Here is a 7415-nt window from a genome sequence, read left to right as displayed (position 1 = left end):
TTTCCGGGACAGCGGCTGCGAAGTGCTCGAAGCGATCGCGCGCGATCGAGAAATAATGGATGAGCGATGAGGTGGGCAGCGTGACGATTTCACCGCTGCCCAGCACGACATGCATTGACGGCGGCGCAACTCTCTGCACCGCACGTAGCATATCGGCATAGACGCAGAGCTGGAGCACATGCTTGGGTTTGGCCGAGCGGGCGAGCTTGGTGTCGGCCACGTCATAGGCGAAGTCGCCGAACGACGAAGAGATATCGTCGCGCTTGAGCAGGAAATCGGAATAGCCATGCCATTGGCCTATCAGAAATGCGCCCTGATAGACGACATCATAGCCCGCTTGCATGGCCTCGAGCGTCGCCTGCGCCCGGCGCTCCAACGTCCCGTCGCTTGAAATCTCGGCTATCGAGCGCCCCGCCGCGCGAAGCGTCTCCAAATAGGCGCGCTCATGCTCGATGCCCTTTTCCTGGAGCAGGACCGCATTTTCATCGTCTGGCGCGAAGCTGGCCGGCGCGACGAGGTTGCCGACATCGAGTACCGTGGCGTGCGCGCAGCCCATGAAGTTCACCAGGTCGCTCGCTGAATAGAGCGTTTGCCCGCCATACCTCAACATCCCTGTTCCTCCCGATACGTCGCAAGATCTGCTCGACTCGTCATGGCATACGAGCATGATGGTGATACACGACAGAAGTTGTCGCTTCCGGAGGGAGGTTATTATTTCTTATCGTAATGCAATTGACTTGCTGACGGTCGCGGCAAGGGCGGCCTCTATGCGAGGGGTCAGTCTGGCCGAGATCGAGGAAATCCTCGAACGAGATTATCGCACGGCGCAGCGCGTGATCCGGGCGCTCGGGCAATGTTTTCCCGAACTGGAGAAAGTGAAGGACGACGAATCGGACAAAGCGCGTTGGAAACTGCCCTATAAATCGGTGGCCCCGTTGCTGGCGCCGACGCCTGAGGAAATGGCGGCGCTTTCCCTTGCGCTCGACATGTTGGGCAAGGGCGCGGGGAAGAATCAGGTCGAGGCATTGCGATGCCTCCACGCCAAGATCCTCGCGCTCATTCCCGATGACCGCAGCAGACGCCTCGCAGCGGATGAGGAAGCGCTCCTCATGGCCCTGGGCCATGCCGCGCGCCCAGGCCCTCGTCTGCTGGGGAGCGAGGCGGTGGATGTGGCTATCTCCACCGCGCTCAAGGGCACGTCTCAGCTGCGCATCCTCTATCGCGGCTGGAAGGACAAGGTTGCGCGCGAGCGCGTGGTGGCGCCGCACGGGCTGTTGCTAGGGGCACGGCGCTATCTCGTCGCCATAGATCTGGGCAAGACCGACGGCGGTATCCAGCATTTCCGGGTCGACGCTATCGAGGAGGCGACCGTTCTTCCCCAGAGTTTCGTGCGCAAGGAAGGGTTCGACTTAAACGCGCATGCCGAGCGATGCTTCGGTTCTTACCAGCAGGAAGGCGGCATTCATGATGTCGCTTGGCGCTTCGCCCCCAAAGCGGTCAGCAGAGCCGAAGGCTTTCTTTTCCACCCGTCCCAGACCACGGAGCGAGAACCGGATGGCTCGCTTGTCGTCCGGTTTCGAGCCGCAGGCCTGCTCGAGATGTGCTGGCATCTCTATATGTGGGGCGATGCGGTGGAGGTGATCTCTCCGCCTGAACTCGTACAGATGGTCGCGACGCATCGACGCTCGGACTTTCCCTCGATGCCGTGACCCAGCCCCGGGGCCGGAGCGCGCAGCTCCGGCCGAGACCCAGCCGCCAGCATTGACGCTCTCAGCAATCGGCCAGATCGTCCAGATTGTTGCGCGACGTGGTGTCGCGGTCGGTCCGGAGATATTTTCCGGTTGGTCCGTTGACCACACGGATCTTGGTCTCCGGAGCGCTTGCCCAATTGACCCAATACTCATGCAAGCCGAGTTCGATATCGCTGATCGCATCCGCCTTACTACGGGGCGACCAATATTCGCCGGAATTGCACAGCCGTGTGATGTCGCCCTGTCTGTCCTTGCCCGTGGCGCGCACATAGCGTTTCGCCATGATCAGTTCTCCTTGGTTGTGGTGTGGGGGCTGGCCTTTCCGTGCGCGGTTGTGACGTACCGTCCCGAAATGGCGCTGCGGTAATGGGGACCGGAACTCCCGCTCGGACCGGCGCTCTCGCGGACGGTCGTATGCGGACTGGCCTTGCCATGTTTGGCGGTGACATACCGCCCGCTGATCGCGCTGCGGTAGCTGCCGCCGCTTCGACCCTTGCTCATGCTATATCTCCATTACTGACGCGACTCTTGTTCATCGCGATTCGCAATATGGAGGGCAGAGGCGACAGATCGCGTCGCATTCAATTTGTTCCGAATGCAAAATTTTCTCTTCGAAGGGTGGATGGTTCTCGTTCGGTAGCTGCCGCCACGATCACGACCAGCGCAACGCGGTATATTCGCGACAGTATCTGAAGGTGCAGCGGCATAGTCTTAAAAACCTGCCGCTCTGGTCTGTCCGCACATCTTGCCGTTAGCAAATTCTTGCGCGTCAAACGTCGTGGTGGCGCGCTGGTATGATAACAAACCCATGGCGTCCGGCCGCATATTCTTCGACCCGCACCAGAAATCGTCGCGTTTCGTGGCTTTTCCGATCCCCTCCAACGGTGGCCAGTGCCTCTACCATGCCAGGATGATCGGATGATCGAACGGCGGAAATCACCACCCAGTCCTTTTCGTGGCGGCGGGTAAACTGCTGGCGGTCGCGGGTGAAAGATTCTGCCGCTGACAACTCGCGGCCATGGATCGCCTCCCAAGCATCCGGATACCAATCCCGCAACGCTCTGTCTGCCATTGCCTGTTCGCGGTAGGTGAACAGGTCCGGGTAACCTGCGGCGACGAGCGCCCATTCGGCGTCTTCTTCATACCAGCCGCCGGATAGTCGCAACGCTGGATTCATCCCGGCATTGCGTGCCCGGTCGAGCTTGAAGCCGCCATGACCGGCAGTGGAATGAAAGACGATCCCCTCGGCGTAGATGGTCGCCGATTGAGACATGCCCCAAGGCGTGGAAACGCGCAGGATCGTATCGACGCGACCGAGCGCGTTGCGTTGGCGGACATGCAGCGCGATGTCGGCAATATAGGCGCGGAAGGAGACTTCATCAGCTACGGCACCTTCGGCGCAATAGACATCTGACCGGGACCATTCGCAAATCGGCCGGTTGAGCTTCCAGCCGGACACGATCGAGAAGCCTTCCTTGAGCGGAATGGCGATATAGGCGAGCCCATCGACGCGCGCTGCCATCAATCCGTCGCTGGTCGTGCCATGTTCGACGATGATGTCGCTCATGCGGCCCTCCTGAGTTCAGAGGGCAGAACGGCCAGATCAGCGTCAGTCACAATCTCGGCGCGCATCCCGGAATAGGGATTGTCGTGCATCCATGCTTCAGCTGATGCCATGTCGGCTGCGAGGTGGCGCAATTCGTCCTTACCCCGGAACGTGGTCAAGACGCGGGCCTGCCCAAGTTTCGGCGTGTCGATGATCTCGAAATTGAGCGGGCTTTCGACGCTGTAGGCGCGCCGCACGGTCATGACGATGACGCCCTGACTGCCGTAGGTCGCCAGATGCAGCATGAAATGCGCCGGCGAACGGTAGTTGTCGGTAACCTGGCCAGGATAGCGTTCAACGAGCCGGCCGGTGCCGTTCTCGATGTTCCAAGCGGCAAGTTTGCGGCGAAAACGCTCGGGCGGGCGCGGCTCGCCGTTCGAATAGCGGATGAGGCTGCCCAAGGGGGCGGTGTCGTAGATGTATTGCGCTGACATTTTCAGGTCTCCTTGAAACGCGAAAGCCCGGCGCAATGGCCGGGCTTCGTGGGATGGTTGGACGGGAAACTTCAGGTGGAGGGTGGCGGATCGGCCAAACGTCCGAGCACCTCCTCGACGAAGGACGCGGTGGACATCGAATGGACGTCAGCAGCCGTTATGACGGTCGCCATCCCGCCAAAGCCGTCGGGCCGCATCTTCGTGCAGGTCCACGCTGCGATGATCTGCACATGGTCAAGGTCAGGCGATCGCCGGACAATGTCCTGGAAGATCAGATCATAGCCGATCATCGAGAAATCGAGCTCGAACTCGTCTTCGCCAAGATCACCCTTGGCAATTTCCGCGCGCACCACGTCAGCGATGCGACTGACCATGCCATTATCCTGACCGAGCAATTCGACCAGCTCAGCGGTCGCGATCCAAGCCGTGTCGGCGACATTATCGCTGGCGAAAAAGTAGACCGCTTGGTCATTGCCTTCATGCTCGAACAGTTCGCACAGCAAACGGCGTTCGAGCGGCGTCATCGCCGCGACCGGTATGTCCGGTTGCACGACCGTTGGTGAATGATAGTCAGCCATGGCGTCCTCCCCAGCAGGGCACGGGAGCACTGGTTTTCAGCATGTGAGGTCTCCTCAAAAAGAGGCGGCCCGGCGTGGTGGCCGGGCCTGAGTGAGATCAAAACAATCGGGATGTTGAACCCGCGCGGTTCGGATCATTCGGCGGCGATCGCGTAAGCCGCTTCGTCATTATCAAGGAACGCAGGTAGCTCGAGCCCTTCACGATCAACGTCAGGCGCAGCGACATGACCATCCTCGGCGTCAGGGGTCCGCAGTGGCTCGGGAAGCCAGTGGGCATCTTCCAGCAGCCGTTCCGCTTCGCGGGCCATGTCGCCCTTTTTCAGGTGATCGATCATGCCAGCGAACTGCTCCCCGCGCGCTTCGGTCACATCGGCAAGAATGCGCGGTTTGGTCACGCTGCGGAAATAGCCATCGACAGTGGGCTTCCAGCCTGCCGCCACGACATCAAGACCAACGGCATGCGCCAGCACGTGGCTGTGAGCGATGCGGCGTGCAACGCTATGCGTCGACACCCGGCCATTGTCGTATTTGGGGACGATCTCGGCCTGCGCGTTCACCGCCAGCGATGTGCAATGAGCGAACAGACTGGCCTGCTCATCGGCATCGAAGGCAAGAAGCGCGTCCCAAAGCTCCTTGTCGGACTCCGGTAGTCGATCCTCCCAGCGCTTCATGCGCTCGGCGATGGCCCGCGCGGGCGCACTGTCGCGCAGACCTGCAGGTGGATTGGCAAAGGACACCCGGTTCAGCGACAGTTGCAGGCAGCTCTCGCGGCTGTAGCTGTAGAAGGTGTCGAGCACGAGCGCGTGCAGCACCGTCGCGAAGGCTGTGGCGGGGCTTTGGGCAAAGGCATCCTGCAACGCGAGTGTGCGCCAGGCGGTCAGGTCGGCAACCAGCCGGTCGGGCAACGGCTTGAGGATGTCATCGTCGGCATCTTCTTCATCAGTTCCGATAGATGCCGAACCGCTGGCGCTTGGTGCGGTCCCGCTGTGGTTTGCGCCAGGTATTGGCTCGCCCGAAACGTGATCGACCCCGGAGCCATCGTCTTCGCCGCCCACTTCCACCACCGGTTCGTCTTCGGCTCGGACGTAGCCCCGCTCAATGCAAAGCGAACCATCCGCCTCGATCGTCACAAAGGCACCGGCGATTGCCATTTCGGCAGGATCGAAAATCATGGGCCGGTCGACCAGCTGGCCGATTTCCGTTTCAAGCCCTTCGATCCGCGCATAGACGTCTTGCGGCACGTTGGGGTCGTCGGCCCATTCGGTCTCGATCTGCTCGATTTCAGCCTGAAGCGCCGTGAGCCTTGCCTGCTCATCCTCAGTCATGGGCAATTCTGCGCCAACGATCTCACGGTGTCCGTTGGTTGCATTCCATGGCAGGTCGACGGCAGTCGCCACCCATTTCCAGCCTTCGGTGACAATGCGGTTGCCCTCGGCGGCAAGTCTCGCGTCGACCAAACGGTCGAGCAGTGCGGGATCGGTGAGCCAGCCGCCGTCATCGTCCTCGAACAAGTCGCGCATCACGCCGCCGCCTGCTGCGACATAGGCATCGACAGTGACGAACCGCACCCGCTTGTCGGCAACCCGGACGCTGTTTTCCGTCAGGCGCTGGCGGATGTAGGCAGCCGACTTGTTGAAGCTATGGGTGAGCATTTCCCATACCTGCTCCTGGCGCTCATGATCTTCGGACACGGTGAACGCCATCAACTGGTCCAGCGACATGCCGTCCTCGGCATAGATATCGTGGAGTTTGGGCGAGACCGACGCCAGCTTGAGACGCTGGCGCACGACGGCGGGCGTGGTCATGAAATGCGCGGCGATGTCTTCGGCGGCGCTACCCTTGTCGACCATGGCCTGCATGGCCCGGAACTGGTCAAGCGGATGCAACTGCTCCCGGTGTGCATTTTCGGCATAGCTGTCTTCTTCAGCCGAAACGTCATTGTCCGCCGCCTTGACGATGCAGGGAATGGGAGCAGTGCGCGCCAGGCGCTTCTGTTTCACCAAATGCTCAAGGGCGCGATAGCGGCGACCACCGGCCGGAACTTCGAAGATGCCGGTCTCCTGGCCTTCGGCATCAAGTACGGGCCGGACATTGAGGCTCTGAAGCAGGGTCCGGCGTGCGATATCCTCAGCAAGCTCGGGGATCGACACGCCGGCCTTGACGCGGCGGACATTGGATTGTGACAGGATCAGATGGTCGAAGGGAATGTCACGCGACGGGCTGAGGGTGATTTTTGCAGGCTGTCTGGCCATGGCAGGTCTCCATGACGGGCCGCCGCGAGACACTCTCTCGGCTTCCAAGCCCGTCACGAAGGCCCTGGCCTTCCTCTTCCTCTCGGCCGCCGCAGGCGGACCGACCCGCGATCTGGCAGGCCGCCAGGCCACCAGATTTCAGCCGTCCCCTTCTGGCATGGAGCGTTCCCTCAGCAGCTTTTCAGCGCCAAGGATCGAACCGGCACGACGGGCGGCTGCGACATAGGCCGATATGGGCAACGCGGTGTCGAAGAGGATATCCCGCTCGATACCAAGGCCGAACGGCAGGCGCAGCGACTGCAATTCCCGCAATGAGAAGCTGCCAAGTTCAGGGCAGCCAAGGCCAAGATCGGCAAGGCCGAACAAGATGCCGTCCTCGTCGAGTTCGGTGGCAAGCCAAGTGGCCGCGCCAAGCGGATTGAAGAACCGGGCAACGGGAACGGGATCAGGCTCCCGTTTGCCCTGTGCCTGCGCATTGCGGCGCGCGTGCATGTTCGCGAGCAAGGCTGCGCGGATTTCCGGGGTGAGCAAGTTCATGCCGCCAACCTCCCCTCTAGCTCGAAGCCGTCGGCTTCGTCCTCACCAGCGACATCAACACCAGTCGATGCGGTGTCACGACAGGCGAGGATATAATCTGCCGCCTTGGAGGCAGCGCTGGCGGCGCGCAGGATGGCGCGATTGTCTTCCCGGATAATCTGGAGTAATCGCGAGGTATCGATAATGTGAAGGAACGCGACCAGATTGGCGGTTTTCAAGCATCCACCACTCATGTTCCTCCGCATTATTTCAGAGCG

Annotated in this window: 8 protein-coding genes and 2 pseudogenes; 1 reads left to right on the top strand and 9 read right to left on the bottom strand. The window is 61.1% G+C overall.

Annotation, left to right across the window (positions count from 1 at the left end):
- Positions 1-610, bottom strand: a pseudogene (locus B7Y89_RS17750) (hypothetical protein); the annotation flags it as partial.
- A 55-nt stretch (positions 611-665) separates the two neighbouring features.
- Here B7Y89_RS17750 and B7Y89_RS17745 point away from each other — a divergent pair.
- Complete coding sequence (locus B7Y89_RS17745) at positions 666-1709, top strand: WYL domain-containing protein (RefSeq protein ID WP_292940789.1); 1044 nt, start codon at positions 666-668, stop codon at positions 1707-1709.
- A 61-nt stretch (positions 1710-1770) separates the two neighbouring features.
- Here the strand turns inward: B7Y89_RS17745 and B7Y89_RS17740 are convergent, their stop codons facing one another.
- The 8 genes and pseudogenes from B7Y89_RS17740 to B7Y89_RS17705 form a co-directional block, all read right to left on the bottom strand.
- Positions 1771-2034, bottom strand: coding sequence for a DUF3892 domain-containing protein (locus B7Y89_RS17740; protein WP_292940786.1), 264 nt, complete (start codon positions 2032-2034; stop codon positions 1771-1773).
- A gap of 2 nt (positions 2035-2036) precedes the next feature.
- On the bottom strand, positions 2037-2252 hold the full coding sequence (locus B7Y89_RS17735) for a hypothetical protein (RefSeq protein WP_292940783.1): 216 nt from the start codon (positions 2250-2252) through the stop codon (positions 2037-2039).
- 268 nt (positions 2253-2520) lie between these two features.
- The gene (locus B7Y89_RS17730; protein WP_292940780.1) at positions 2521-3318 is read right to left on the bottom strand and encodes a hypothetical protein; all 798 of its coding nucleotides are present in this window, start codon (positions 3316-3318) and stop codon (positions 2521-2523) included.
- Entirely contained in the window at positions 3315-3791 is a 477-nt protein-coding gene (locus tag B7Y89_RS17725; protein ID WP_292940777.1) for a hypothetical protein, read from the bottom strand. Before B7Y89_RS17725 ends, B7Y89_RS17730 begins: the two co-directional genes overlap by 4 nt.
- A gap of 71 nt (positions 3792-3862) precedes the next feature.
- On the bottom strand, positions 3863-4369 hold the full coding sequence (locus B7Y89_RS17720) for a hypothetical protein (protein ID WP_292940774.1): 507 nt from the start codon (positions 4367-4369) through the stop codon (positions 3863-3865).
- Between the two features lie 134 nt (positions 4370-4503).
- Positions 4504-6621: a ParB/RepB/Spo0J family partition protein gene (locus B7Y89_RS17715; RefSeq protein WP_292940770.1), complete on the bottom strand. Its 2118-nt coding sequence runs from the start codon at positions 6619-6621 to the stop codon at positions 4504-4506.
- Positions 6622-6759: 138 nt separating this feature from the next.
- Entirely contained in the window at positions 6760-7158 is a 399-nt protein-coding gene (locus tag B7Y89_RS17710) for a DUF2958 domain-containing protein (protein ID WP_292940767.1), read from the bottom strand.
- Positions 7155-7415 (bottom strand): annotated as a pseudogene (locus B7Y89_RS17705) (hypothetical protein); the annotation flags it as partial. The gene B7Y89_RS17710 and the pseudogene B7Y89_RS17705, both read right to left, overlap by 4 nt.

Source organism: Novosphingobium sp. 32-60-15, from assembly GCF_002280675.1.
In the GTDB taxonomy this organism is placed as follows: Bacteria; Pseudomonadota; Alphaproteobacteria; order Sphingomonadales; family Sphingomonadaceae; genus Novosphingobium.
Note: the sequence above shows the minus strand (reverse complement) of the source record. Positions and strands in the feature narration are given on the sequence as shown.

What these genes read in the sequence shown, in the direction of transcription:
- B7Y89_RS17715 (WP_292940770.1), bottom strand. Translation starts at nt 6,621, where the DNA reads ATGGCCAGACAGCCTGCAAAAATCACCCTCAGCCCGTCGCGTGACATT.
- B7Y89_RS17725 (WP_292940777.1), bottom strand. Translation starts at nt 3,791, where the DNA reads ATGTCAGCGCAATACATCTACGACACCGCCCCCTTGGGCAGCCTCATC.
- B7Y89_RS17730 (WP_292940780.1), bottom strand. Translation starts at nt 3,318, where the DNA reads ATGAGCGACATCATCGTCGAACATGGCACGACCAGCGACGGATTGATG.
- B7Y89_RS17740 (WP_292940786.1), bottom strand. Translation starts at nt 2,034, where the DNA reads ATGGCGAAACGCTATGTGCGCGCCACGGGCAAGGACAGACAGGGCGAC.
- B7Y89_RS17710 (WP_292940767.1), bottom strand. Translation starts at nt 7,158, where the DNA reads ATGAACTTGCTCACCCCGGAAATCCGCGCAGCCTTGCTCGCGAACATG.
- B7Y89_RS17720 (WP_292940774.1), bottom strand. Translation starts at nt 4,369, where the DNA reads ATGGCTGACTATCATTCACCAACGGTCGTGCAACCGGACATACCGGTC.
- B7Y89_RS17745 (WP_292940789.1), top strand. Translation starts at nt 666, where the DNA reads ATGATGGTGATACACGACAGAAGTTGTCGCTTCCGGAGGGAGGTTATT.
- B7Y89_RS17735 (WP_292940783.1), bottom strand. Translation starts at nt 2,252, where the DNA reads ATGAGCAAGGGTCGAAGCGGCGGCAGCTACCGCAGCGCGATCAGCGGG.